We start from the raw sequence: 25,746 nt of genomic DNA on the forward strand, positions 1-25,746 counted from the left end.
GGAGGTGTCAAACAAATTTCCGTCTTTACGCCTCTGCTCCCTGGTCGATCTTTTTTTCTCCTTCCTGGCCGGGAGTATTCCCTTCCTTCCAGAGAACTGTGGCATCGTACCAGAGCCTCTCCAGCCCATAGAACTCCCGCTGCTCCTGCAGCATGAGATGAACGATAACCGATCCGCAATCGATTAGATACCAACCGCTCTCGTCACCCCGTTTCCGGTGGTTCGAAGCGAGCAAACCCAGCTCAAACAACCGCTCCTCTACCTGCCTCTGAAACCCCTGCAGTTGCCCACGGCTGTTTGCCTCGGCTATCACAAAAGCGTCAGTAAAGGCCGACTGGGAACTGATATCCAGGGCGATCACATCGGTTGCCCCCAACTCGTCGAGAAATCGGGCAACCTCACGGGCCGCGCTGCTACTGTCCAGAAGTCCGTACTGCTCTTCCATCAAAATCCCCTCCCAATATGAGCGTCACATCGACGCTACTCTCCGGAATAATCTCTTTTACGACCCGCCGGGTGCCGATCACCTCTGCTACCTGCGCTGCCGTGTCTCCCAGTCCCCGACGATCGATCACAACGGTGTGCTCCAGAGACGACGTTTCGGCGTTTCCCACACCCTGCACATCGAACCCCATCTCCTGGAGGTAATCAGCTGTCCGTCGCGCCAAACCGGTTCTGGACGTTCCATTGAGAACCTCCAGGACCACAGGAATTTCCTGGCCGCTTGCCACTTCTACATTCTGAAGGGCTGTAAATATCTGCTGCACCGTCTGTTTCAACCACTGCCCCTCGAAATGAGGAAACAGCAACTCCCTGGACTCTCCTTCCACCTCGACCTGGCGAAGAGTTCCCTGAATACGCCGCCGGATAATTCGATCAGGGTCCATTCTTCCAAGAATATCAAAAAGGACGCTCAACCCTCTCGACTCCAGGGATGTTTCGATAAGCTGGTCCCGAAGGGGGACGACCTGGCGATGCTGCAAAAAGTCAGCGCTCGTCTGGATCTCTCTCAACAAGGCCTGCACAAAGGCCTGTCGCCGCCCCACCTGCTCCAAATCCCCCGATAGATCCCCTTCTTTCCGAAGATAGCGAACCGCCTTCTCGCCATCCAGGCGCACTGTCCCGGAGGGCAGCAACATCGGATCCGAACCGGCATGATCCCGATAATCAGAAATAACAAAAATATCGAGACCTCCAAGAAGATCGATAAAATCGATCAGCTGATCGGCAGAATAGGTCAAGACGAAGGGAATCGTCGTTCCGGCAAGAGATTCAACCTGCCTGCGATACAGATGGGTATCGGCCGGATTAAAAAGGGCATCGATACTATCCACCCTTCCCAGGGGACGCAGAACTCCGCCTACCGATCCCGGAATATCCAGAACCGCCCCCCGCCCGGTTTTTGCATGTGCAAAGAGCAGGAACGAAAGAAAAGGGGCGGTCTCATCATGAGCCACCACCAGAACCCGCACCATGGGATCCTCTGCCACAGAAGCGCTTACCGCATCGGTGCGCAATTGAAAGAACAGAAACCCCAAGGTAATCACAAGAGCCGCGAAGATGATCGCAAGAAATACCGTTGTTGCATTAAGTCCGTTACGCGCCATTTCCGTTCACTCCGTTCAGTCGAGCATACAACTGCTCCGTCGGTTCTTCAAGTTCTCCAAAGATCGCGCGGGTCCTGGCAATTACCTCCCGAACCATGCAAGGCAGATCGGCCAGGGCCAGAATTTCTTCCTGCATCGCGCCATCAACACTGGCACGGAGAGGATCACAGAAATCAGCCACAAAGAGAACTTGCCCCACCTGGTGAGACGGTTCGGCAAAGCAGGGATGCCCCAATGTATGATGGCGAACAGCCTGCAGAACCGCTTCATCGACAACGTGATACTCCCTGCGCAGCCGATCGGCAGCCACAGGCCCATGGAGCAACACAGGATGCGCCAGATCACGTCTGGCCAAGGGAATACCCCGCTCCCTGGCGCAGGAGAGCAAGTCCGAGTGACTCCGGTCACGTTCCAGATCATGCGCCAGGGCTGCAAGCCCTACAGGAAGGAGAGGCAGGGAAAATCGCCGCCCCAAAGCCTCCGCCACCTGCCTCACCCGCAGGGTGTGGGAATAGCGATCGGGCGAGAGAAAACGGGGAAGCTCTCGCTCCAGGCGTTCAATAACAGGAATCATGTCGGCAAAGGAACTCATACACCGCCTCTGGCAGAAGGTGAGCCACGGAATCACGGGAGGCCCGTTCACTCAGTCCCCGACGTATCTCCGTGGAAGATACTCTCAGCGGATCCCCGGGGATCGCCACCACCCGGGCCGCGGGATAGGAGTCACAAAAGCGCTGAACAGCCTGGACCTGGAGATCCCGCTGAAGAACCAGCAATACCACCGTCTCCAGAAGGCGGGGAAAGGCATGCCACCGGGGCAGTTCCTGCAAGAGATCATCCCCCACGATCATTCCCGGAGACGGCGCCAGAACTCCCTTCTGAAGAAGGTGTTCCACAGTGTCCACCGTGTACGAGGGTCCGGGGCGGTCGATCTCAACGGAGCTCACACCGCACCACTCCCAGTCAACCGTGGCCCGATGGACCATCTCCAGTCTCTGGGCATCCCCGGCATGGGGGGCTCGCTCTTTCAGGGGATTCAACCTCGCCGGGATCAGAAGAATGTTGTCTCCGGGCCTGGCTTCCTTTACCGCCCTCAGCGCATGGAGATGACCCAAATGAATTGGATCAAAGGACCCCCCCAGGAAGGCCTGATAGCACCGCACCCCCGCCATGGTCACCCCTCCCGGGGTTCCAGTCCATCCCAGAGCGCTCTGCCAGGAGGAACAGCCCGGGGGGCATCGTCCTCTGCGGGAGCATCCGGGCGCACCGGGGTTTCCCGGGAAGCGAGACCTCCGGCCCCTCCTCGTGGTCCTTCTTCGGGTTGCTCTTCCGGCACATTCGCAAGCTCGCACAGCGCTGCCCGAAGATCATCCAGATTTTCCCGGGCCAGGGCCGAGACCTCCACCACCGGCACGCCGCCGGGCAGAGAGGCCCTGAAGAGATCGACCTCATCCCGATCTATCTCCTCTGTGCGGAAACGATCGGTTTTCGTCACCACCACCAGGAACGGTTTCTCCAGAAGAGCTTGGGAGAAAACGCCCAGTTCATGGGTAAGGATTGAGAAAGCCCGGGCCATGTCGGGTTCTCCGGCATCCAGAACAAAGGCGAGTCCACGTGTCCGGGCGATATGCTTCAAAAACCGGGTTCCCAGACCAGCACCGCTTCCCGCGCCCTCGATCAGACCGGGAATGTCAGCAAGAACCACATCGCGCTCAAAATGATGCATCACGCCCAAGTTGGGGATCACTGTGGTGAAGGGGTAGTTGCCGATCTTCGGGTCTGCCGCAGTGAGCACCTTCAGGAGCGTGGATTTCCCTGCGTTGGGTAACCCCACAAAACCTATATCGGCGATAACCTGGATCTCCACCTTCACGGAACGGTCCTCCCCCTCTTCTCCGGGCTGGGAGAACCGGGGCGTCTGATGCCGTGATGACTTGAAATGGGCATTACCCTTGCCGCCACGACCGCCCTCAAGCAAGATCGCTTCCTGGTGCTCTGTAACAAGATCGAGCAAGCGCTCGCCTGTTTCCAGATCCGATACCACCGTCCCCGGCGGCACCTCGATCACCACATCTTCTCCGGCGGAACCGGTTTTGTTGCGTCCGGCACCGGGGCGACCGTTTTGAGCAAAAAAACGCTGCCGCATACGTATATACGACAGCGTTTTCACGTTGCTTTTTACGCGGAAGACTACATTCCCGCCCCGTCCGCCGTCTCCTCCGTCGGGACCGCCCCGGGGGACATACTTCTCCCGCCGGAACGAGACCGCGCCTGCTCCGCCCTTTCCGGAACGAACCAGAATTTTTGCCTCGTCTACAAACAGAACGGGTATCCTTCCGTCGGTTACACCGACTCTACAGAAACGACCTTTTTGCCACGACGGGTATGAAACTTCACCCTGCCATCAGCTTTTGCAAAAAGGGTATCATCTTTTCCACGACCCACATCGTCACCAGGGTGAACCTTGGTTCCCCGCTGGCGGATGATAATACTGCCAGCCCGGATAAGCTCGCCACCAAACTTCTTGACTCCCAACCGTTGTGAGTTGGAGTCTCGTCCGTTTTTGGAACTTCCGCCGCCTTTTTTATGTGCCATCGCTGTTCTCCTCGATTCTTGAAAACTCGGTCTTTGACAACTCGTCTGCCGAAAAGCAGACCTCTTCGGGCCAGGCCAGAGCGATCTCCTGCAGCGTTTGCCCGAGCAGATCCGCGACCCCTTGCAACCAGGCCTGATCGCGACAATCCTTTACCGTCAGGACAAACGCCCCGGGCCCTGCAACGCTCCCCTGGACCGTGCAGGAAGAGTTCTCCACCAGGACAACTCCCAGCCCCTTCAGCACAGCCGAAACCGCAGCGCAGGATGCACTGCGGTGATCGGCACCTCTCAGGCCATGCCCGTTTGCCTCGATTCGTACCGGGATTCCATCCCTTGTACGAACCGACACGGAGATCATGCTACCCCGGCGATTTCTTTGACCCGGATCAGCGAGTAGTGCTGCCGGTGCCCCTGGGTCCGCCGATAATTTTTCCGGCGCTTGTTTTTGTAGACGATGATCTTGGGATCACGACCGTTGCTTTCTACCGTCGCCTTGATCGCCACACCCTCTACGTAGGGTTTCCCCAGGGTAATGTCCTTTTCGGTGCGCACCATCAGAACCTTGGGGAACTCCACGTCGGCTCCCTCTTCTGACCCCAGGAGATCAACCTTGATCACACTGTCCTGCGCTACCTTGTACTGTCTGCCTTTAATTTCTACCAATGCGTACATCGATTACTCTCCCGCTTTATGAACACGCCATTTAACCGTTTTATGCCCGGTACGTCAAGCCCGGCACAGCCGGGTCCATCTCGCCCCTGGCGAAAACCTAGGGTAACTCCGAGAACCCCATGAGATACCGGTCTATTTCCCGAGCGGCACCGCGCCCTTCCTTGATAGCCCACACTACCAGACTTTGCCCCCGTCGTGCATCCCCTGCCACAAAAATTCCAGGCTTCGAGGAGAGAAAATGCCCCTCTTCGGCCTGAAAGTTCCCTCGACCGTCCCGATCCAGGGGAAAATCCCCCACAAGATATTCCTCGGGACCCACAAACCCCAGCGCCAGAAGAACCATATCGGCGGGATGAACCTCTTCCGTGCCGGCCAGATCCACTGGCCGGGGAGTTTCACCAGGCTCCTTCTCCCATCGGACCTGGATCGTCTCAACACCGCGAAGGCGGCCAATTTTATCCCCTACAAAACGAAGCGTTCTGCGGGAAAAGAGTCGCGGATCATCTCCGAAGGTGGCCGAAGCCTCCTCATGGCCGTAGTCGCTTTTCAAGGTTCGGGCAAAGGCCGGCCAGGGCATCTCCCGAGTTCGATCCAGCGGAGGCTGGGGAAGTATCTCCAGGTTCAGAACTGAAGAACAGCCCTGACGCAGAGCCGTACCAAGACAATCGTTCCCGGTATCGCCTCCGCCGATAACCACAACCCGTTTACCCTGCGCCGAAAGCTCTTCGGGGATGCTCCAGGATGAATCAAGAACCCGGCGGGTGGAAAGGGTAAGATAGTCCATGGCGAAGGTTACCCCCGACAGGTCTCTCCCGGCCACAGGCAGATCCCTGGGCTTGGTGGCCCCGCAGGCAAGAAGCACGGCGTCATACTCCCGCTGAAGTTCTTTCAGGGACACATCACGCCCCACATCCACGCCGGTGCGAAATATTACCCCCTCGGCCTGGAGCAGATTATTGCGACGCTGAACCAGCTTTTTATCGAGTTTCATGGCGGGGATTCCGTACATAAGCAATCCCCCGGGGCGGTCTGCCCGCTCGAACATCGTTACCTGATGACCGGCCTGATTCAACTGATCCGCAGCGGCGAGACCGGCCGGACCGCTTCCCACAATCGCAACGCTCTTCCCCGTGCGGACAGCAGGAATACGGGGCGTCATGAGGCCCGCCTCGTAGCCCCAGTCGATGATCGCCGCTTCGTTTTCCTTTATCGTTACAGCAGGATCGTTCATGGCAAGCACGCAGGCGTGCTCACAGGGAGCAGGACAGACTCTCCCGGTATATTCGGGAAAATTGTTCGTTTTCATTAACCGGTAAAACGCCTCTTCCCACCGCCCGTGATAGATGAGGTCGTTCCATTCGGGAATAAGATTATCTACAGGACACCCATAGTCAGACTGGCAGAAGGGAACCCCGCAATCCATGCACCGGGCACCCTGCTCTTCCTGGTCTTTCCGATCCAGGGGACTCTTGAACTCGTAGAACCCTTCCAGACGTTGCCCGGGAGGAACAGAACCAGCCACCTTCCGGGAATATTCCATGAAACCGGTGGGCTTACCCATGAAGGACCTCCTCTTTCTGATCAGCCTTCGGAGAGTTTCCCTGGCTGATGCCAGGAAGGCGAAGATCACCAGAGCTCCGCTCCCGAAGGGTTTCCATTACTCCCCGATAGGCCGGCGAGATTACCCGGACAAAACGCTCCCGTGCCAGAGGCCAGTCATCCAGAAGTTGCCGGGCACGAACACTTCCGGTGTACCCCTGGTGACGACGCAGGAGCGGAAGCAATTCTTCCTCGTCAAACCGGTCCAGAGGGGAAAGCTCAACCATCTCCGGATTGATCAGCTGGGGCAACATCTTCAGGGGATCCCAAACCCAGGCTACCCCACCGCTCATGCCGGCGGCAAAGTTTTTCCCCACCTCTCCCAGAACGAGAGCACGTCCCCCGGTCATATACTCCAGACCATGATCGCCCAGACCTTCAACAACAACCCAGGCCCCGGAGTTCCGCACGCAAAATCGTTCCGCCGCCAGGCCTCGCACAAAAGCCTCTCCCGAGGTCGCTCCATAGAAGGCCACATTTCCCACGATCACGTTCTCCTCGGCTGCAAAGGCAGACTCCCGGGGCGGATAGACGATCACCCGCCCTCCCGAAAGGCCCTTTCCCACGTAATCGTTGGCCTCGCCCTCAAGCTCCAGGGTGACACCCCGAGCCAGCCAGGCACCGAAACTCTGCCCGGCGCTTCCCCGGAGACGGATATGAATTGAGTCCGGCTCCAGCCCCTGCGGCGCCAGACGAGTGACTATCTGGTTACTCAGAAAGGTCCCCACCGATCGGTCGGTATTTTCCAAGGCGAACTCCAGAGATATCGGTTCCCCGGGACCCGAGCCGCCGGCCGGATCGAGCAACGGCTCCACCTGGGCAAGGATTGCCCGGTCCAGGATATCTTCCAGGCCATGGTTCTGGGGCTGGCAACAGATCACACCGGAATGCTCCGGGGAAACAGCCAGTGGCGCCAGCAAGTCCGAAAGATCAACACCGGCGCTCTTCCAGTTTTTCCTGCCCGAACTCATTCGCAGGAGATCTCTCCTGCCCACCATCTCGTCGAAACGCCGAAACCCCAAGCGTGCCATGATCTCTCGAGTCTCCTGGGCGATGAACTGCATCATCGCCACCACATCTTCGGGCTTTCCCTGGAACTTCTCCCGGAGTTTTTCGTTTTGTGTGGCTATTCCCACGGGACAGGTGTTTTTTTCGCACTTTCGCATCATGACACAGCCCAAACTGATCAGAGCGCTTGTGGCAAACCCCATCTCCTCGGCCCCCAAAAGCGCGGCGATCACCACATCACGCCCCGTCTTGATCTGGCCGTCAACCTGGAGCACCACACGGCTTCGCAGATCGTTCATCACCAGAGTCTGGTGCGTCTCGGCCAACCCCAGTTCCCAGGGGACCCCGGCGTTCTTGATCCCCGTGAGCGGACTCGCCCCGGTTCCCCCATCGTGGCCAGAGACGAGTATGTGATCGGCATGGGCCTTGGCCACACCGGCCGCAACGGTTCCGACCCCTACCTCGCTCACAAGCTTCACACTGATCCGGGCCGCCTCGTTGGCGTTTTTCAGATCGAAGATAAGCTGAGCCAGATCCTCTATCGAGTAGATGTCGTGGTGCGGTGGCGGACTAATAAGCCCCACCCCCGGGGTTGAGTGACGGGTGGCTGCAATCCGGTCAAAGACTTTATGACCCGGCAGCTCCCCCCCCTCGCCCGGCTTTGCTCCCTGGGCCATCTTGATCTGAATCTCGTCGGAGTTGGCAAGATATTCGATAGTCACTCCGAAGCGCCCCGAAGCGACCTGTTTGATAGCCGAACGCTTGCTGTCCCCTCCCGGAAGGGGGTGAAACCGGGCAGGATCTTCCCCCCCCTCGCCAGTATTCGATTTTCCCCCAATCCGGTTCATGGCCACGGCCAAAGCCTCATGAGCCTCGGCGCTGATCGAACCGTAACTCATGGCCCCCGTAACAAAACGCCTCATGATTGCTTCCACGGGCTCTACCTCTTCCAGAGGAATGGGTGGTCCCCCATCGTGAAACGACAAGAGGCCCCGCAGGGTAGCCCGGGCAGCGGACTCCTCGTTCTGGCGGGAGCTGAAGCGGGAGAAGGCCTGGCGATCATTAAACCGCACCGCCTGCTGGAGATCGGCTATCGCCTGAGGACCCCAGAGATGCACCTCGCCTCCGGCACGCCACTTATAGTCGCCACCTTCCAGATAGCCAGAACCGATCAGGGGAGGCCTCAGGGGAAAAGCCATCCGATGACGCAAGAGGGACTCCCGAGCAAGCTGGGCGAAGCCTGCACCGGCTATGCGGCTGGCTGTTCCTTCAAAGCACCGCTCCACTACTTCCCGTGAGAGCCCCAGAATTTCGAAAATCTGGGCTCCTTTGTAGGACTCCAGGGTGCTTATTCCCATTTTTCCGAAGACCTTCCTCATGCCCTTTTCCAGGGCCGATCGATAGGAATGAAAAAGCTCTTCCCGGGACAGACCGGATTCTATCTCTCCCCGGGCCTGCATATGCGTGATCGCCTGGTAGGCCAGGTAGGGATGAATTGCGTCGGCACCGTACCCCAAAAGGGTGCAAACATGGTGCACCTCCCGAGGCTCGCCACTCTCTACCACCAATCCAACCCTGGCCCTCTTCCCAACGCGAACCAGATGATGGTGAACCGCTCCTGTAGCCAGGAGAACCGGCACAGGAACCCGACCGGAGGAGATATTCCTGTCCGAGAGAATAATCAGGCTCACTCCCTGATTGATTGCCGACTCTGCCTGTTCTGCCAGAGACGCCAGGGCAGCTTCCAGAAGCTGCCCTTCCCTGTTCATGACCTGTTCGGGATCACTGAGCCTGACGTCTTCACTGGAAGGAGATTCCTCCAGAGAATAGGTGCAGTCAAGCTGGAGAGAGCGCCATCCCCTGTGATCAAGGCTGGATATTTTCTCCATCTCTTCCTCCGAGAGGATCGGCTGATCCAACCACAGCCGGTGAACAGCCTCGGCCTCTTGCGCCAGAAGGTTTCCCTCGGGACCTATGAACGATCCCAGGCTCATGACGATCTCTTCCCGGATGGAATCGATGGGAGGGTTGGTGACCTGGGCAAAGAGTTGCTTGAAGTATTCACAGACAAGACGAGGACGTTCCGAGAGAACAGCCAGGGGCGTATCGTTCCCCATGGACCCCAGAGGCTCCTTGCCTGTCTCGGCCATAACCTTGAGGATCAGCTCAAGATGCTCCCGGGTATACCCAAACTCTCGCAAAAGCGTGGGCACATCGGGAGAATCTGCGTCGCCTGACTGCCCACTCCCGGATGACCGGGAACGCCCGGAAGGGTCACCGTCGGGAATCATCTCCAGAGTCAGTTTTTGCTCGTCAATCCAGGTCCTGTAGGGATGCTTCCGGGCGTACCCACGCTTTATTTCCTCGTCGTCGACAATACGTTGACGGGAAAAATCCACCAGAAACATCCGGCCGGGCTGAAGCCTTCCCTTCTTCACCACCCTCGCGGGATCGAGCCCTACCGTTCCGGCCTCGCTGGCCATAACCACCAGCCCCTCGTCGGTAACGCAGTAGCGACTCGGCCGCAGGCCGTTTCGGTCCAGCACCGCCCCCAGAACTGTACCGTCGGTGAACACAATCGAGGCCGGACCATCCCAGGGTTCCATCTGGGCGCTCATGAACTCGTAGAGCGCACGCCGCTCATCGCTCATCAGGCGATCACCCTGCCAGGCCTCGGGAACCATCATCATAACTGCCTCGGGCAACTCCCGCCCGCTGCGCAGAAGCAGCTCCAGAAGATTGTCGAAGCTTCCCGAATCGGAGAGGTCCGGTTCAAAGACCGGAAGCATTCCCTCAAGACCATCGCCAAAGAGATCGCTCCTGAGAACTCCCTGGCGAGCCCGCATCTTGTTCACGTTTCCGCGAAGGGTGTTTATCTCACCGTTGTGACTCATGCAACGCAGAGGCTGAGCCCGATCCCAGCTGGGAAAAGTATTGGTCGAGAACCGACTGTGGACCATCGCGAAAGGTGTGAGAAATCGCGGGTCCTGCAGATCCCGATAGTAGCGGAATAGTTGCTCCGGCGTGAGCATACCCTTGTACACCATGGTGCGGGAACTGAGACTGGCAATATAAAAGTGGTTGTCCTGGTCGAAGGAACTGCCGCGCAAGGTCCGGGTTGCCTTCTTCCTCAGGACATAGAGCTTTCGCTCGAAAGACTCTTGATCCATACCTGCGGGGGCACCCAAAAACATCTGGACCATCATCGGCTCCGATGCCCGGGCCGAAGGACCGATCATACTGTTATCCCGGGGAAGATCGCGCCAGCCCAGGAGCGGGAACCCTTCTTCCCGGGCAATCCAGGCGAGAGAATCCTGGCACGCCTGACGCTCCTCTTCCGAGGGAGGAAGAAAGATCATCCCCAGGGCGTACTGCCCCGGATCAGGGATACTCAACGAGAGCTCTTCCCGAAGAACGGCCCGCAGAAACTCCTGAGGCAGGGCCGTAAGAACCCCTGCTCCGTCGCCGGTGTTCTCTTCGGCTCCCACAGCACCTCTGTGGGTCATTCGAACCAGAACATCCCGGGCCAGGGGCAATATATCAGACCGGGGGGCTCCGGCCAGATGAGCCACAAAGCCGACCCCGCAGGAATCGTGCTCATACTCAGGGTTGTAGAGACCCTGGGTTCCGGGACGAATAGTTTGTTCCATAGATACTCCTTCAACACAAAGATAAGCAATTTTCGTGCCAAAAAAAGTATTTTTTAATTTCTTTCGGGGAAAGGAGATAGAAAAACCGGAAAAATGAAGAAGAAAAAGCCCTACATATCGGTCGGAAAACCGCCAATATGTAGGACCGATATGTAGGACTTATCCTCGAAACACGGGCCGCTACATCACTTCCAGAAACGGGATGTTCAGAAGCCCCAGGCCGTGCTGCATTACCTGCATCACCGAGCGGGACAGACCCAGACGAAACGTCCGCACCTGAGGGTCCTCGGCCACCGCGATGGGATGATCGTGATAGAAACGGGAGAAGGTCTTTGCCGTCTCGTAGAGATACCCTGCCAGAAGCGAGGGGTTGAAACCCTGGGCAGCTTCGGCCACCACCTGGGGATACCCGGCGATCCGGTGAAGCAACTGCCACTCCTCCTCTACCAGCTCCCGAGGCGGCTCAACCTGGGGGGGAGCCGCCTCCTTGCGAAGCATACTGGACACGCGAGCCCCAACGTACTGCAGGTAGGGGCCGGTATTACCCGTAAAAGCAAGCGATTCCTGGGGATTGAAGATCATATCCTTCACAGGCCCCGTTTGGAGCAGGTAATAGTGAAGCGCACCCAGAGCGATCGCTTCGGCCCGGCGGAGGGAATCCTCCTGGTCTTCGTCGCGGCCTTTTTTTCGGATCTCTTCCAGAGCCAGCGAGGCCAGTTCGTCGATCAAATCGTCGGCATCCACCACTGTTCCCTCGCGGGACTTCATTTTTCCCTCGGGAAGGTTCACCATGCCGTAGGCCAGATGGTGCAGATTTTCTGCCCAGGGATACCCCAGACGACGAAGAACCTCAAAAAGAACCTGAAAGTGATAGCGCTGTTCGCTGGCGACCACGTAGACCAGCTGATCGAAGGACCAGTCCTGTTGCCGCTGAATGGCGGTACCAATATCCTGGGTCAGGTATAACGACGTCCCGTCAGCCCGGAGGAGGACTTTTTTATCCAACCCGATATCGGTCAGGTCAACCCAGACAGTACCCTTTTCGTCGCGCGAGAAGAGTCCTTTCTCCAGGCCACGCAGAATTTCGTCCCGTCCCTGGGTGTAAGTCTCGCTCTCGTAATAGACCTGGTCGAAGGAAATCCCCGTGCGTTCGTAGGTTTTTTCTATCCCCTCGATGGCCCAGCGGTTCATGGCAAGCCACAGTTCATGAACCTGGCTATCGCCTTTTTCCCAGGCCTGGAGGAGCTCCCGGGCCCGTTCTTCGACGGAAGGGTCCTTCTTCTCCCACTGGGCGTAGCGGACGTAGTAATCGCCCACGAAATGATCGGATTTCTTTCCTTCCGACTCCGGGGTCGCGCCCTCTCCGAACTCCTGGTAGGCCAACATGGACTTGCAAATGTGAATGCCCCGATCATTGATCAGGTTGACCCGGCGAACCGTGGCACCGGCAGCCCGTAAAAGACGCGCCACGCTCTCACCCAAAGCGTCGTTTCGCAGATGGCCCAAGTGCAGGGGCTTGTTGGTATTGGGACAGGAGAACTCGATGGTTATTCGCTGCCCTTCCAGAGCATCGCTGTTACCGTAGGCTCCGAGGGAACTCAACACATCGTTCACCACCTGGGCGCCAACCGAAGGCCGGTCCAGAAAGATGTTCACGTAGGGACCCAGCGCTTCGGCGCGTCCACCGGGGATGTCCCTGCCGACCTGAGCCTTTTCCACTTCCATCGCCACGGCCTGGGCGATCGCCTGGGGGTTGGCACGCAGAACTTTTGCAAAGGGAAACATGGGGAAGGCGATATCCCCTTTCCCGGTATCGGGAGGAGTCTCCACCGAGAGAGCCTGCTCCACCTGTTGCGGGTCGGCATCGGGGAAAGCCTCTTGTACTGCCCCGGCAACGATCCCTTTCCAAGTACTCCAATAGTGTTTCATACCGCCCCAGCATAGCGGAAAAGCAGGAACAGGGGTAGCCTTTTCAGCGGAAGATCCCCTCGGCTGCTAGAGAGCGGGACGCAGGAACATATCGTTTTCCGAGGCCCGTTTTTCCAGAGCACCGATCTCTCCGATAACTCCCACCAGACGCTGCAGGGCGGAATGAATCTCCTTCAGCTCGTCAATAAGCTCGGCGTTTCGCCGCCCTCCAATCTGTCCGTAGTTTGCGATGGTATCGTAGGAGCTCCCTGGCCGGGAGTAGAGGATTCCTCCCAAAAGGTTTTTCATCATCTCCAGGGTCGTCTGAAGGCTGGTGATGATCATCTCGATCTCCCGATCCACCCGGTCGGCCATCTCGCGACGCCGCGAAAGCGGCTCATCGCTGTGGAGCACCTGCCCCCAGTCCCCGCCAGGCATGACAAGAGCCTCCAGACCAGCCAGATCATCGGGGATTTTTTCGTACTCATTGAAGGTGTCATTGAACTGGGCACGATTTGAGCTCTTGTAAAAGTCTGCTCCGTTCAGAATCTGGCGAAGAGGAGACATGGTATTGCGCCAGAGGCTGGACGCAAAGGTCTGCCCGGCCAAAGCCAGATGCCAGTGCCCAAGAAAAAGCCCATCGCTGCCATCGGGAAGCCCCTTGATCCGTGTGACACGATCATCGACAACTTCTTCCAGAAGCAGAACCTGATCCTGGACCTGACGGTGCAGGGAAACTCTCAAGGTCTCCCGGCGAATACGCTCTTCGAGTTTTCCCCGATATATTGAAAGCCAATCGTTCCCGCTGTACTCGGCATCGGGTGGATTCCACCAGGGATCCTCCCGGATCAACCGTACCAGAAGCACCAGCGGGTAGTGATCGGCAAACTCCCGGAGCCCGCGGATTACCGTCGCAAGAATTGCCAGCCCCGCCTCGAGCTCTTTCTGCAACGCCTCGGGTGTATCAAGAGCAATCTGGTCGCAGGAAAGAAGCACCATGTTCTCCAGAGCCAGGGGCTCCAGCGGATCCGAGAGAGAAGACACATCACTGGCAAGACGCTCAATGGAGTGGGTTATATAATCGAAGGGACACTGCCGGTCCCCCGTCTCGGCGGAACCGGAAAAAGAGCCGAGAACGCTGTGAAAAGGAAAGGAACCGATCCGGACAAGATCATCGGCCTGGGAGAGGGCCCGGCGAATGCGAGCGCTACTTTTGGAGGGAATATCAGCAATGCGGTCCTCCAGGTAACGGGTGAGATCATGTTTCAGCGTTCGTTCGTTTTGCTCTTCCTGCTGGCTCAGATACTCTTCGGAGGTGCGCTTCAACAGTTTTCCGTTGATCACAGGAAACTGATCTGCGGCAAGGTGAAAGACCAGCTCCTCCCGCCGCGTCGCCGCCGCGTCAAGATACGGGGTGGCCCGATGCAGAGTGAGCTGCAAAGCCTCCAGAGAATCGGCGAATCCTCCAAGGAAAATGCCCCGCCGTGCATCCAGGGCATCGCCAGCGATTTTTTGTACTTGCTGTCGCAAACCCGCCAGAACCCACCCTGTGATTATTGCTTCTCGGGTCTCACTGGTAAAAATCTGCAGAAAAAAGAGTTTTATCTTCCCCCACAGGCCAAGGGATTTTATCTGCTCCTCCAGAGGTGGCGGCGTATCAATCTCCTCACTAACCAGAGGAGCAAGATCCTGTTCCAGGGATTGCCGGATCGAGGCGAGAACGCTCTCCCGCTCCTCGCGGGAGATGGACCGTGCCAAGCGATCAAAAACACTGTTGCCAGCTTTCGTCTGTGCCATATCACCTGCAATATACCAGATAACAGCCCCTGTGAACAAAAAACAACCCTTTTCTTTTTCTTTTCGAGGGTTATTTCCTTTCCCGAGGAGTCTGTTCCTGAGAAAAAAGCGTCCGGAAAGATTTTTTTCTTGACAGATATCCCAAAATCGACAAGTATCTAGGGAAATGCGCGGAATACTGAACGTGACGATCATCCTACTACCCCTTCTCGGCCTCATTATTATTGGTGGGCGTGGAGTAGGTGTGGGAGGATAACCCCCGGCGATTCGTCGTGGAACGAGGCCGTCTTCCCACCGGGAAGACGGCCTTTTTTTTCGCCACAGCAGTTGGCCGCATAATGGGCTTCAAGGAACCAACACGGAAAAGGGAGAGAGGAAATGGAAAAGATTCAGATTTTTGACACAACCCTGCGGGATGGCGAGCAATCACCCGGCGCGTCCATGGATGTGGAGCAGAAACTCGAGATAGCCCTGCAACTGGAGCAGCTGGGTGTTGACGTCATCGAGTCGGGTTTTCCCGTCTCTTCGCCGGAGCAGTTCCGGGCGTGCAAACTGATCTCGGAGAACGTAAAGAACAGCACTATTGCCGCCCTGGCCCGGAGTACCGAAAAGGATATCGACGCCGCAGCCGACTCGATTGGCAAGGCTGCCCGCTCCCGAATTCACACCTTTGTCTCGACATCACCCATCCACAGGGAGTTCAAACTGAAAAAAACTCCCCAGGAGGTTATCGAGATGACCCGCAAAGCCGTGCGCTACGCCCGAAATCGCTGCGCCGAGGTCGAGTTCTCGCCGGAGGACGCCACGCGCACCGAACTGGATTTCCTGTGCAAGGTTCTGGAGGTGGCCATTGAAGAGGGGGCAACTATCCTGAACATCCCCGACACCGTGGGGTATACCGTTCCCGACGAATACGCACAACTGATCACAACTATCCGAAACCGCGTGCCCAACATCGACAAGGCAATCCTGAGCGTCCACTGCCACAACGACCTTGGTCTCGCTGTGGCCAACACAATCAGTGCACTGAACGCCGGGGCCCGGCAGGCCGAGGTGACCATCAACGGCATCGGCGAACGGGCAGGAAACGCTGCCCTGGAAGAGGTTGTGATGGCCCTGAACGTTCGCAAGGACATCCTTGGCCTTGAAACGGGAATCAACACGCGCCAGCTCTACACAACCTCGCGAATGCTTTCCACCATGATCGGCTTCCCTATTCCCCGCAACAAGGCGATCGTTGGCGAAAACGCCTTTGCCCACGAATCAGGCATACACCAGCACGGAATGCTCAGCCACCGGGAAACCTACGAGATCATGACCCCCCAATCGGTCGGTCGCGATACAACCAGGATCGTCCTGGGCCGACACTCGGGGATGCACGGCTTCCGCAAACGCCTGGCGGAACTGAACATCATCATCAACGAGGAGGAGCTGAAGCGAGCCTACGAGGCGTTCCTGAAGGTAGCCGACCGAAAGAAGGAGATCTTCGACGAGGATTTGTTTACCATTGTCAGTGAACAGTTCGGCACCACCACAGGCTCTCTGGTTCTGGAGTATTTGCAGTTCCACTCGGGCAACACCTCGGTGCCCACCGCAACGGTGCGCATCAAGGATCAGCAGGAGATCTATGAAGAGGCCTCCACGGGAGACGGGCCTGTAGACGCCGCCTTCCGGGCAATAGAGCGGGCTCTGGATATTACGGCAACGCTCATTGAGTACAACGTTCAGGCTGTCACCCCCGGGAAACAGGCCATGGGAGAAACCTCGGTGATCATCGAGATCGACGGCCGCCGGGCAACGGGACGAGGCTCCAGCACCGACATTGTCGAAGCCAGTGCGAAAGCCTTCGTTAACGCCATCAGCAGATACAGACTACTCCAGGAGGTAGTACACCCATGATCAACCAAAGCAATCAGAATACCGGCCGTCAGGTCATGATCTACGACACCACCCTGCGGGATGGAATGCAGGGTATCCAGGTCAGCTACACCCTGGATGACAAGATCAAGATCGCCCACGCCCTGGACGAGATGAAGATCGACTACATCGAGGGGGGCTTCCCCCTCTCGAACGAGAAGGAAGCGGCCTTTTTCAGGCAGATCAGAAAAGAATCACTCGGGCACGCCAAAATCGTCGCCTTCGGATCCACCCGACGGCCGGGAATGACCGCCGAAAAGGACCCCATGGTACGGGCTTTGGTGGACGCCGAGACCCCTGCGGTAATCGTGGTGGGAAAAACCTGGAAAGCCCACGTCGAGACGGTCCTCAAAACTGACCAGGAAGAGAATCTGCGCATGATCTACGACTCTGTGCAGTTCCTCAAGTCCCAGGGACGGCAGGTCTTCTTTGATCTGGAACATTTTTTCGACGGTTTTCGCGACGACCCCGCCTACGCGCTCCAAGTTCTCCAGGCAGGCAGCGACGCCGGGTCGGATTGCCTCATTCTCTGCGACACCAACGGGGGAACCCTCCCCGGAGAGGTAACCCGCATCATCAGAAGCCTTCCCCGGGAGAAACTCTCCCCCCTGGGAGGGCACTTCCACGATGACTGCGGTGTGGCTATAGCAAACAGCCTTGCTGCCGTGGACGAGGGAGCTCTGCAGATTCAGGGAACGGTCAACGGCTGGGGGGAACGGTGCGGCAACGCCAACCTTTGCAGTTTCATACCAAACATCGTCCTGAAAACTCCCCACCAGGCACACTGCGCCCCCCACATCCAGCGACTGACCCACCTCTCCCGCTTTGTAGCGGAAAAAGCAAACATCATCCCCGATCGAAGGATGCCCTACGTAGGTGACGCCGCTTTCACGCACAAAGCGGGACAGCACGCCGATGTGATCAACAAGGACTCCTCCTTGATGGAGCATATCGACAGCAGGCTTGTGGGAAACGAGCGGAGGATCGTCCTTTCGGAACTGGCAGGAAAATCAACAATTGTCGAGAAACTTCGGGAGTACGGAGACTTCACCAAACAATCACCGGTGGTGGATGAACTGACCCGCCTGCTAAAGCAGAAGGAAAACCAGGGGTTTGAGTACGAAGCAGCCGAGGCGAGCTTTGATCTGCTTATCCGGCGTGCCCTGAAGGTATACCAGCCACTCATTGCCCTGAGGAACTACCACCTGGAGAGCTATAAAACGGCGGAGATGCCCTCAAAAACGGTAGGCCGTCTGTTTCTTGAGACCCGGGGACGAGAGCTGCTGGGCGCATCGGTCTGCGTGGGACCCGTGGATACCCTGGACCACGCCCTGCGGGACGCCCTGGAGCCACTCTACCCCTGGCTCAAAAAAATCACCCTGAGTGACTACCGCGTGCGTGTACTCAACCCCGAGAGTGGCGTCTCTGCCAAGGTTCGAGTCTTCATTACCTACACTGACCACGACACCACCTGGGATACTGTTGGCGTCCACGAGAACATCGTGGAAGCCTCGTGGCAAGCCCTGGTGGACGCGATCGAGTTCTATTACAACACGATTATCCTGGCTGAAGAAGCCGCCCTGGAGGAAACTCCCGGCTGACCGACAGGGGAGCGGGAAAACCCCCGCTCCCGTCCTGCACGATCAGGCCCTGTCCTTCAAGGACACTCCTTCGGGGAGGGGCTGCACATGAACGCTCCCTTTGCGCAAATACTGAATCGCCTCCACCGCTGCCTGGGCAGCCGAGATGGTGGTGGTATAGGGTATCCGCTGCTGAAGTGCCGCGATTCGGAGGTAATCATCATCGGCCTGGCTAAACCGCCCCAGGGGAGTATTAATCACCAGATCAATGCGTCCCGATTCCAGATGATCCAGGATGTGGGGGTGTCCCTCGTGGACCTTCAAGACAACCTCGGCCATGATCCCCTGCTCAAAGAGAAAGGCTGCTGTTCCCCGGGTGGCCGCCAGGGAGAAGCCGTTTTTCTGGAGATCACGCACCACCGGCACCAGAGCCTCCTTGTCCGAATCGTGAACAGATACGAAGACCCGCCCCTTTCGCGGTAAAGGTGTACCGGCAGCAGCAGTCGCCTTGGCAAAGGCCTCACCGAAAGAGGCGCCAATCCCGATCGTCTCTCCGGTGGAACGCATCTCCGGCCCCAACAACGGATCGTGGCCCATAAATCGGTCAAAGCTGAACATTGCCTCCTTGACGGCCCATCCCACGATGCACCGTCCCCGGGCGACCCCCGAACCCGGCACGGCAGGATCGAAAATCTTCTGGACCAGCCCCTGATCCACCAGGTTCTCGCCCTCCCAGAGACGAACCACGGCCTCGACCAGGTTAACCCCGGAAGATTTGGAGAGATACGGTACCGTTCGCGAGGCCCGGGGGTTTACCTCCAGAAGATAGAGCTCTCCCCGCTGCACCGCAAACTGGATATTCAGAAAGCCCCGCACTTTCAAGGCTCGTGCCACTGCTGCTGCGGCACCTACCATCGCCTCTTCCACAACGGCATCCGAGTGGTACGGAGGAAAGACGCAGGCGGAATCTCCCGAATGAACCCCTGCAGCCTCGATGTGCTGCATGATTCCGCCCACATAGACGTTTTCTCCGTCCGAGACGGCATCCAGGTCGTATTCAAAGGCGTCTTCAAGAAACTGATCCACCAGAATGGGCCGCTCCGGGGAGAATTCCACCGGGCCCTCGAGATACCGCTTCAGCTCCTCCTCGGTGTAGGCAATCATCATGGACCGCCCTCCCAGAACAAAGGAGGGGCGAAGCAGAACAGGATAGCCGATTCGCGCTGCCTCCCGGCACACCTCCTGGGGAGTTCCGGCCATACTGTTCCGGGGCTGCTGAAGCCCCAGCCTGTTCAGAAGGTCCGCGAACCTGGCCCGATCTTCGGCAGTATCTATCCCTTCAAGGGAGGTGCCCAGAATCTCGGCCCCCGCCTCTTCCAGAGCCCGGGCCATGTTGAGCGGCGTCTGACCACCCAACTGGACAACAACCCGACGGATCCCCTCCTTTCGGAGGATGCCTTTAATATCCCCGGCCGTAAGAGGCTCCAGATACAGACGGTCGGAGATATTGTAATCCGTGGAGACAGTCTCGGGGTTGGAGTTCACCATGACAGTCTTGCGTCCCAGTCGTCGAAAGGCCATGGAGGAGAGGGTGCAACAGGTGTCGAACTCCAATCCCTGACCGATCCGGTTGGGACCGCTGCCGATCACAAGAACCCCCTCAGGGCCGACCGGTTCACCCTCATCCTCCTCTCCCCAGGTGGAATAGAAATAGGGGGTCTCTGCCTCGAACTCTCCGGCGCAGGTATCCACCAGATGGTAAACACTATGCAGGCCCAGTTCCTCCCGCCTGCCAGCGATCTCTCCCGAGGAAACACTGCAGAGCGCCGCAATTCTCCCGTCGGTGAGCCCCGCCTGGAGCGCCCTCAGGAGCAACTCTTTCTCCAGCGGCCGGGGAGCGTCGGCAATCTCCTTCTCGAGGAAGGCCAGCTCCCGAAAAATGTCGAGGAACCAGTGATCGTAGCCGCTTTCGTCGTAGATCCAGGCCAGGAGCGGTTCCAGTTCCTGCTCTTCTGCCACAGCACGACGAATCAGGGAGTAGATCGCAAAAATCCTGCGGGGATGCAGCGTGCTTACCATGGTCTTGAGCTCTTCCCGAGAGTATTCAGGAAGATCCTGAAGCCCCTCGAAGCCATACTCGGCGGCGCGAATCGCCTTGTTGAGGGCTTCCAGAGCGGTGCGGCCCAGGGCCAGAGACTCTCCCACAGACTTCATCTGCGTTCCCAGTGAGGCATAGCCCGAGGGAAACTTCTCGAGCTCGAAACGGGGAACCTTCACAGCCGTGTAATCCAGGGTTGGTTCGAAACAGGACACGGTTTTCCCGGTGATCTCGTTGACCACCTCATCCAGAGTGCAGCCCACAGCCAGGCGAGCCGAGGCCCGGGCGATGGGGAAACCCGTGGCTTTACTGGCCAAGGCAGAGCTGCGGGAGACCCGGGGATTCATCTCGATCACAACCATGCGGCCGTCGACGGGGTTCAAACCGAACTGGACGTTCGACCCCCCACAGTCCACCCCTACAGCTCTCAGAATATCAATCGCAGCGGTTCTCATCCGCTGGTACTCCCGGTCGCTCAGGGTCTGAACAGGGGCAATGGTAATACTGTCCCCGGTGTGAACCCCCATGGGATCGATGTTTTCGATGGAGCAGACGATCACGGCGTTATCAGCGGCGTCACGCATCACCTCCAGCTCGAACTCTTTCCAGCCCAAAAGCGATTCTTCCACCAAAGCGGTATGGACGGGACTTTCGGCCAAGGCATGTCGGATCGCCTTGCGCGCCTCCTCTGCCGTAGCAGCGATGCTCCCGCCCTTCCCTCCCAGGGTATAACTGGGACGGATTATCAGAGGCAATCCAAATTGCCCCATCATTCGCTCTCCCTCTTCCAGGCTCCCCACCAGGGCGCTGAGAGGGCTCTCAAGACCGATGGAGTCCATGAGCTTCTTGAACTCACCCCGGTCCTCGGCAAGGCGAATCGAATCTATTCCTGCTCCGATAATCTCCACACCATACTTCCGGAATACACCAGCGGCATCCAGATCCATGGCAAGATTGAGCGCCGTTTGCCCGCCCATGGTGGCGAGAACAGCATCGGGCCGTTCCTTCCGGATAATCTCCTCGAGATATTCCACCTCCAGAGGCTCCATGTAAATCGCGTCGGCCGTGCCTGGTGTGGTCATGACCGTGGCGGGGTTGGGGTTCACCAGAATCACCCGGTACCCCTCTTCACGCAGAACAGTTACTGCCTGATTTCCTGAATAGTCGAATTCGCAGGCCTGACCGATTACGATGGGACCGCTACCGATCACCAGAATGGACTTGATATCTCGTCGTGCGGGCATCTCAGATCACCTCCAAAAAAGCAGAAAAAATCCAGCGGCTGTCAATCGGCCCGGGAGCACTCTCGGGGTGGAACTGGGCGGTACGAATACGCCGACGCTCATCCCACAGCCCCTCAACCGTGTTATCGTTGGCGTTGCGGAACCACACAAGCACCCCCTCGGGCAGAGACTCCTCCCGCACGGCAAAGCCGTGATTCTGGCTGGTAACAAAGACACGTCCTTTTTCGCGTTCTCCCTGCCAGACCTCTTCCCGAACGGGATGATTTACCCCGTGATGGCCAAACTTCATTTTGAAGGTTTCGGCTCCCACAGCCTCGGCGATGATCTGGTGGCCCAGACAGATACCCAAAAGTGGCGTTTTCCCCAGGAGTTTTCGAACCTGCTCAACCTGATGACCGAGGACGGCCGGATCGCCCGGGCCGTTGGAGATCATCACGGCGTCACCTCCTGCGGCCAGAAGCTCCTCGGCCGTGGCCGAGGCAGGAAAGAGCGTAAGAGAGCACCCGAGATCATGAAACTCTCGCAGAATATTGGCTTTGGCTCCGCAGTCGTAGAAAACAATGTGGCGCCCCTGGTCCGTGCCGGCAGCCGCGCCCGAGGTTGAAGCTGAAGTTGAAGTTAAAGCTGAAGGTGAAGTCGAGGAAGCAGGGAGATGGACCATCGAGGCCGTTCCCACCGTATCGATCAGGCCCCGCCCCTCCATGGCGGGAAAGTCCCGCAGAAGCTTCAGAGCCAGTTCCGTCTCTTCGGGAGTGAGATCACTCCCCTGTGCGGGACGACAGACAAGACCGTTCCTGCTTCCGCGTCTGCGCAAATCCAGGGTGAGTGCCCGCGTGTCGACCCCGGTAAGACCGGTGATACTATTCCTGGCCAGATAGTCAGCAAGTTTTGTCCGTCCCTCCGGTACCGGACCTTTGTAGAGACTTCGCACTATCAGCGCAGCGGGCTTCACCTTGCGTGCCCTGGCCGATTGGGAGCGCCCCTCCTGAGGACCGGTTTCCGACCAGGCCTCGTCTATGCCGTAATTTCCGGCGTGGGGGTACGTCATGACAACGATCTGCCCGGTATAGGAAGGATCTGTCAGGACCTCTCCATAACCGCTCATGGCGGTATTGAAGACTACCTCTCCAATGTCGCGCAATCGACAGGAGAGATCGGATCGTCCCCCCTCTCTCCCTTCACGGCCCTCGTGCGCAGCAGCGCCAGCCATCTCCTCTAGCGTTGGTGCCGGGGCACCGAAGGATTTCCCCGGGAATACCGTTCCATCTGACAGAATGAGTAGTGCGTGATCCAACCTGGTCTCCTTTTCGTGTGCTTCGCGATTGTGCCCGGTCAGGAGGGACCGTTACAAGTGCCCGAGAACGGTAAATTGCACAATAGTGAGGGTGTCGAAAGTGGAGAAACAGCAGATACTTAGAGTCGGACCTGATCGTTGACGAGGGTAAAGTCAGATTCAACAAGGCGCTGTAAATCTTCAAGGGCTGCTTCCTCGTCGGGGCCGTCAGCCTGGATCTCTATCTCCTGCCCCTGACAGACATTCAGGAGGATCATCTTGATAATGTTCTTTGCGTCAGCGCAAGCACCATTCTTCCTGACTGTTATGGCGCTCTGATAGAGTTTCGCCGTGCGGACAAAAAGGTCCGCCGGCCTGCTGTGGATACCCGTTTTTGTCAGTACCGAGAGTGTAGTTGATCGCACAGACCGTTCCTTTCACAAGCTATTGCCGGGTTAGACGAGAGTTCAGCCGATTTGAGCCGATACCGTTCATCAAGAAGCGCGCGAATATCCCCGTGGGAGACAGACGCCAGGACGCTATCAGCCAGGAGAGCAGCTTCCTGAAGGGGGGTGGTCCGAACCAGCCATGTGGCCTCGGCCAACTGCCACGGCAACATGCTCAACTCACGAACTCCCAGGCCAATCAGGGCCGGGATCGCCAGGGGATCTCCCCCCAACTCACCGCACACACCCACCCAGCGGCGGTGACGCCGGGCAGCCTCAACCACCTGCCGTATAGCAAGAAACACCGCAGGATCATATATGCGGTAGTACCGGGAGACATCACCGTTCAAACGATCCGCCGCCAACAGATACTGGGTAAGATCATTCGTTCCGATGCTGAAAAAATCAACCCGCTGGGCCAAAGCATCGGCCATCCACACCGCCGAAGGAACCTCCACAGTAATCCCGATCTCCATGCCGGGGTCAAAGGGTATCCTCTCTCGCACCAGCTCCTGGCGAGCCACTTCGATCATCTCGAGAGCCTCTTCAAGCTCCGGAACCCCTCCTACCAGAGGCAGCATGAGTTTCACCGATCCAAATGCACTGGCTCGCAGAATGGCCCGAAGCTGGGGAAGAAAGAGCTCCGGCCGGGCCAGACACAGGCGAATTCCCCGGTTCCCCAGAAAGGGATTGTCTTCGCGGGCTGCGGGAATTGAGGCCACCTGTTTATCCCCCCCCACGTCCAGGGTCCGAATGATTACAAAGCCCCGGGAAAAGGCCTTGGCGGCTTTCCGGTACGCCTGAAACTGAGTCTCTTCCGAGGGAATCCGGGAGGAGCCAAGAAAGAGAAACTCGCTGCGATAGAGACCCACGCTACAGGCCCCGGCGGTGCAGGCCGAATCGATCTCCTGGCTGGACCCCAGGTTCACCGAGAGGGTTACCTCTTCACCATCGGGCGTAACCGTTTCCTGGCCGCGATAGTCCTCGACCCTGGATCGCCAGGCTACCTGCAGGGCCTTTCGGGAACGCACATGCTGCAGCATGCGCCGGGGCGGATTCACCATAACCCGAGCGATCTCCCGGTCGCCTCCGTCGAGCACTACCTGATCGTGAAAAGCGATTCCGGCCATCGCCCCGGAAACCCCCACGGCAGCAGGAATTTTGAGACTCTTCGCAAGAATTGCCACGTGAGAGGCGACACCGCCCCGTTCGGTAACAATAGCTACGACACGATCGGTATCCAGCATGGCCGTATCGCTGGGATAGAGATCCCGGGCAACAATAATCGACCCCTGGGGAAGATCGGAAAGATCAGCCGCCGGCAGCCCGAAAAGATTGCGCCGTATTCGCCTTGCCACATCCTCCAGATCAGCCGAGCGGGCCCGGTTATGATCTTCGCTGTCGAGCTCCGCAAAAAGTTGTATATACTGGTTAAAGACAAGCTGAACCGCTCCCTCGGCAGAAAAGGAGCGATCCCGAATCAGGGACTCCACCTCGGCAAGCATCGCTTCATCTTCGGCGATCGTCTGCTGGGAGCGGAAAATATGGGCAAAGTGGCTGCCCAGCCGCTCTTTCACCCGATCCTGAAGTCGCTCAAGTTCTCCAATGGAGGCTGCCAGGGCGCCCCTCAGACGAGACATCTCCTGATCGGGGGTTCCGATGTCCCGATTACCGGGAGTGGTCAAGGGAGGGGCAAAGAGCACCGCCTGCCCCAGGGCAATGCCGGGAGACGCCACCAGGCCGGTCAGTTGCATCGAGCCTCCTCCTGGCAGGATTCCACCGCCGAAACAAGGATCTGATACATCTCTCGGGCATCTTTTGACCGAAGAAGGTCTTCCAGCATTTGCCGCCGTTGATAAAGGGTTATCAAGGTCTGAAGAACATTCCCCACCAGGTCATCGTTCTGCAGGGCAAACATCGATACAAGCTGCACCGGAAAGGTCACTTTGGGATCTCCCATGGAGGCAAACTCCACAGGTGTGCGCAAACGGACAAAAAGTAGCGCCGATCGATGAACATGGATTGTGTCGGTATGGGGGATTGCGATTTTGGGCCCCTCCAGGGGAAGCCCCGAGGGATAGAGGCGTTCCCGGGCAAGAATCGCCTCAACAAAGGTGCGGCGACAGCGCCCCTCCTTGACAAGGTACTCTGCCATGGTCCGGAGGATCTCCTCCCGGGAATCACCGGCAAGATCATCCAGAACCAGCGAGGGCTTGAGCATCCCTTGAAAATCCGAAAGCACGTTACGCATCACCCCCCCTTCGCGCGCCTCTACAAAACCCTATTATAACCAATTCTATCGATGACATGCAACGAGCACACAGAAGAATGAAAAAAAATTTCAAAAATGAG

The 25,746-nt window shown here is 57.9% G+C and carries 19 protein-coding genes; 2 read left to right on the forward strand and 17 right to left on the reverse strand.

Annotated elements, in window-relative coordinates:
* Positions 1–25 precede the first annotated feature (25 nt).
* From rsfS to BW950_RS05395, 12 genes are all read right to left on the reverse strand, one after another.
* The gene (rsfS, locus tag BW950_RS05340; RefSeq protein WP_083943751.1) at positions 26–445 is read right to left on the reverse strand and encodes a ribosome silencing factor; all 420 of its coding nucleotides are present in this window, start codon (positions 443–445) and stop codon (positions 26–28) included.
* Positions 414–1,607, reverse strand: a complete 1,194-nt coding sequence (locus BW950_RS05345) for an LCP family protein (protein ID WP_076488257.1) — start codon at positions 1,605–1,607, stop codon at positions 414–416. The genes rsfS and BW950_RS05345 overlap by 32 nt, the downstream gene beginning before the upstream one ends.
* Positions 1,597–2,199 (reverse strand): bis(5'-nucleosyl)-tetraphosphatase (symmetrical) YqeK, encoded by a 603-nt coding sequence (gene yqeK / locus BW950_RS05350; RefSeq protein ID WP_076488258.1) that lies wholly within the window; start codon positions 2,197–2,199, stop codon positions 1,597–1,599. Before yqeK ends, BW950_RS05345 begins: the two co-directional genes overlap by 11 nt.
* Positions 2,165–2,779 (reverse strand): nicotinate (nicotinamide) nucleotide adenylyltransferase, encoded by a 615-nt coding sequence (nadD, locus tag BW950_RS05355; RefSeq protein ID WP_076488259.1) that lies wholly within the window; start codon positions 2,777–2,779, stop codon positions 2,165–2,167. Before nadD ends, yqeK begins: the two co-directional genes overlap by 35 nt.
* 2 nt (positions 2,780–2,781) lie before the next feature.
* Entirely contained in the window at positions 2,782–3,939 is a 1,158-nt protein-coding gene (obgE, locus tag BW950_RS05360) for a GTPase ObgE (protein ID WP_083943752.1), read from the reverse strand.
* Between the two features lie 11 nt (positions 3,940–3,950).
* Positions 3,951–4,202 (reverse strand): 50S ribosomal protein L27, encoded by a 252-nt coding sequence (gene rpmA / locus BW950_RS05365; protein WP_076488261.1) that lies wholly within the window; start codon positions 4,200–4,202, stop codon positions 3,951–3,953.
* Positions 4,192–4,551 (reverse strand): ribosomal-processing cysteine protease Prp, encoded by a 360-nt coding sequence (locus BW950_RS05370; protein ID WP_159438729.1) that lies wholly within the window; start codon positions 4,549–4,551, stop codon positions 4,192–4,194. Before BW950_RS05370 ends, rpmA begins: the two co-directional genes overlap by 11 nt.
* Positions 4,552–4,556: 5 nt before the next feature.
* Positions 4,557–4,874 (reverse strand): 50S ribosomal protein L21, encoded by a 318-nt coding sequence (rplU, locus tag BW950_RS05375; RefSeq protein WP_076488263.1) that lies wholly within the window; start codon positions 4,872–4,874, stop codon positions 4,557–4,559.
* Between the two features lie 97 nt (positions 4,875–4,971).
* A complete protein-coding gene (locus BW950_RS05380; protein WP_076488264.1) occupies positions 4,972–6,435 on the reverse strand; it encodes a glutamate synthase subunit beta in 1,464 nt (487 codons plus the stop codon).
* Entirely contained in the window at positions 6,428–11,131 is a 4,704-nt protein-coding gene (gene gltB / locus BW950_RS05385; RefSeq protein ID WP_076488265.1) for a glutamate synthase large subunit, read from the reverse strand. Before gltB ends, BW950_RS05380 begins: the two co-directional genes overlap by 8 nt.
* Before the next feature lie 180 nt (positions 11,132–11,311).
* Positions 11,312–13,060, reverse strand: coding sequence for an arginine--tRNA ligase (argS, locus tag BW950_RS05390; RefSeq protein WP_076488266.1), 1,749 nt, complete (start codon positions 13,058–13,060; stop codon positions 11,312–11,314).
* Between the two features lie 66 nt (positions 13,061–13,126).
* Entirely contained in the window at positions 13,127–14,836 is a 1,710-nt protein-coding gene (locus BW950_RS05395; RefSeq protein WP_143559129.1) for a DUF5312 family protein, read from the reverse strand.
* 378 nt (positions 14,837–15,214) lie between these two features.
* Between BW950_RS05395 and BW950_RS05400 the strand changes: the two genes are divergently transcribed.
* Positions 15,215–16,735 carry a 2-isopropylmalate synthase gene (locus tag BW950_RS05400; protein ID WP_076488268.1) on the forward strand — a complete coding sequence of 507 codons (1,521 nt, stop codon included), beginning with the start codon at positions 15,215–15,217 and terminating at the stop codon, positions 16,733–16,735.
* The gene (gene cimA / locus BW950_RS05405; RefSeq protein WP_076488269.1) at positions 16,732–18,354 is read left to right on the forward strand and encodes a citramalate synthase; all 1,623 of its coding nucleotides are present in this window, start codon (positions 16,732–16,734) and stop codon (positions 18,352–18,354) included. The genes BW950_RS05400 and cimA overlap by 4 nt, the downstream gene beginning before the upstream one ends.
* 42 nt (positions 18,355–18,396) lie before the next feature.
* Here cimA and carB read toward each other — a convergent pair whose 3' ends face one another.
* The 5 genes from carB to BW950_RS05430 form a co-directional block, all read right to left on the reverse strand.
* Positions 18,397–21,675, reverse strand: a complete 3,279-nt coding sequence (gene carB, locus BW950_RS05410; protein ID WP_076488270.1) for a carbamoyl-phosphate synthase large subunit — start codon at positions 21,673–21,675, stop codon at positions 18,397–18,399.
* A 1-nt stretch (position 21,676) separates the two neighbouring features.
* Complete coding sequence (gene carA, locus BW950_RS05415; RefSeq protein ID WP_076488271.1) at positions 21,677–22,969, reverse strand: glutamine-hydrolyzing carbamoyl-phosphate synthase small subunit; 1,293 nt, start codon at positions 22,967–22,969, stop codon at positions 21,677–21,679.
* A 119-nt stretch (positions 22,970–23,088) separates the two neighbouring features.
* Positions 23,089–23,373, reverse strand: a complete 285-nt coding sequence (locus BW950_RS05420; RefSeq protein ID WP_076488272.1) for an HPr family phosphocarrier protein — start codon at positions 23,371–23,373, stop codon at positions 23,089–23,091.
* Positions 23,346–25,148 carry a phosphoenolpyruvate--protein phosphotransferase gene (gene ptsP, locus BW950_RS05425; RefSeq protein ID WP_076488273.1) on the reverse strand — a complete coding sequence of 601 codons (1,803 nt, stop codon included), beginning with the start codon at positions 25,146–25,148 and terminating at the stop codon, positions 23,346–23,348. Before ptsP ends, BW950_RS05420 begins: the two co-directional genes overlap by 28 nt.
* Positions 25,139–25,645 carry a PTS sugar transporter subunit IIA gene (locus BW950_RS05430; protein ID WP_076488274.1) on the reverse strand — a complete coding sequence of 169 codons (507 nt, stop codon included), beginning with the start codon at positions 25,643–25,645 and terminating at the stop codon, positions 25,139–25,141. The genes ptsP and BW950_RS05430 overlap by 10 nt, the downstream gene beginning before the upstream one ends.
* Between the last annotated feature and the right edge of the window lie 101 nt (positions 25,646–25,746).

The organism is Alkalispirochaeta americana (genome assembly GCF_900156105.1).
Lineage (GTDB): Bacteria > Spirochaetota > Spirochaetia > DSM-27196 > Alkalispirochaetaceae > Alkalispirochaeta > Alkalispirochaeta americana.

Coding starts and splice junctions, on each gene's coding strand:
- rsfS (WP_083943751.1), bottom strand. CDS start 445: ATGGAAGAGCAGTACGGACTTCTGGACAGTAGCAGCGCGGCCCGTGAG.
- BW950_RS05345 (WP_076488257.1), bottom strand. CDS start 1,607: ATGGCGCGTAACGGACTTAATGCAACAACGGTATTTCTTGCGATCATC.
- yqeK (WP_076488258.1), bottom strand. CDS start 2,199: ATGAGTTCCTTTGCCGACATGATTCCTGTTATTGAACGCCTGGAGCGA.
- nadD (WP_076488259.1), bottom strand. CDS start 2,779: ATGGCGGGGGTGCGGTGCTATCAGGCCTTCCTGGGGGGGTCCTTTGAT.
- rpmA (WP_076488261.1), bottom strand. CDS start 4,202: ATGGCACATAAAAAAGGCGGCGGAAGTTCCAAAAACGGACGAGACTCC.
- rplU (WP_076488263.1), bottom strand. CDS start 4,874: ATGTACGCATTGGTAGAAATTAAAGGCAGACAGTACAAGGTAGCGCAG.
- BW950_RS05380 (WP_076488264.1), bottom strand. CDS start 6,435: ATGGGTAAGCCCACCGGTTTCATGGAATATTCCCGGAAGGTGGCTGGT.
- gltB (WP_076488265.1), bottom strand. CDS start 11,131: ATGGAACAAACTATTCGTCCCGGAACCCAGGGTCTCTACAACCCTGAG.
- argS (WP_076488266.1), bottom strand. CDS start 13,060: ATGAAACACTATTGGAGTACTTGGAAAGGGATCGTTGCCGGGGCAGTA.
- BW950_RS05395 (WP_143559129.1), bottom strand. CDS start 14,836: ATGGCACAGACGAAAGCTGGCAACAGTGTTTTTGATCGCTTGGCACGG.
- BW950_RS05400 (WP_076488268.1), top strand. CDS start 15,215: ATGGAAAAGATTCAGATTTTTGACACAACCCTGCGGGATGGCGAGCAA.
- cimA (WP_076488269.1), top strand. CDS start 16,732: ATGATCAACCAAAGCAATCAGAATACCGGCCGTCAGGTCATGATCTAC.
- carB (WP_076488270.1), bottom strand. CDS start 21,675: ATGCCCGCACGACGAGATATCAAGTCCATTCTGGTGATCGGTAGCGGT.
- ptsP (WP_076488273.1), bottom strand. CDS start 25,148: ATGCAACTGACCGGCCTGGTGGCGTCTCCCGGCATTGCCCTGGGGCAG.
- BW950_RS05430 (WP_076488274.1), bottom strand. CDS start 25,645: ATGCGTAACGTGCTTTCGGATTTTCAAGGGATGCTCAAGCCCTCGCTG.